Raw genomic sequence first — 663 nt, forward strand, 5'->3', positions numbered from 1 at the left:
AATAACGCCCATCAAAACTGTTGCTCGGAGCGTATTCCGATAACGCGAAAAATTCATTCTCCGCGACCGTGAAGGGGGCAAGTAAAGGTAACGTGCGACCGTTATCGTCAGCTCGATGAATAACATAATTTGTTAGTGGTTGACCGTTCATGCTCACGACATCATCAAACGCCAGTTGGTCGCCTTGGGTCGCTATGACGGTTTTAATGAGAGGCGTAGAGCCACCTGAGCAAGCTCCCCACTGTAAGTAACCACGCTCAACAGCGAGCTGTATCACGGGCACGTCAGGCGGACAAAAGGCAATGAAATCCCCTTTACTGTAAGTATCGCTCGATACTATTTGATAAAAGCCCAGTGGATAAGAATGCGTGAGGTTTAAGCGGTAATCACCGCCAATTAACATCATAAAAAAGCCGCCCACGATAGCGAGCAGCGCGAGAGTGATTTTCATAAAATCGAACCGAATTAGAAGGTAATATTGGAAAGTGAAGTACTGACGGGCAACGCTTCGCCGTTGCTGTGTCGGATAGGTAAAAGCGCTACATGCCAGCATATAGCCGCTCTTACCTATCAGCATTTAAGGGGTACAAAAAAGGCCAACGTGACGTTGACCTTGTAGAGTGTGAGTTACTGACTGCGTTTTCTACGCCACGCCAACAAACC

1 protein-coding gene is annotated in these 663 nt (G+C 47.7%); it reads right to left on the reverse strand.

Features of this window, described 5'->3' with window-relative positions; all coding sequences use genetic code 11:
• A partial coding sequence (gene traF / locus Q1A70_RS20245) for a conjugative transfer signal peptidase TraF (RefSeq protein WP_299695593.1) occupies nt 1-451 on the reverse strand: 451 nt, incomplete at its 3' end.
• Nucleotides 452-663 lie beyond the last annotated feature (212 nt).

It is taken from the genome of uncultured Vibrio sp., assembly GCF_947488985.1.
Classification (GTDB): Bacteria; Pseudomonadota; Gammaproteobacteria; order Enterobacterales; family Vibrionaceae; genus Vibrio.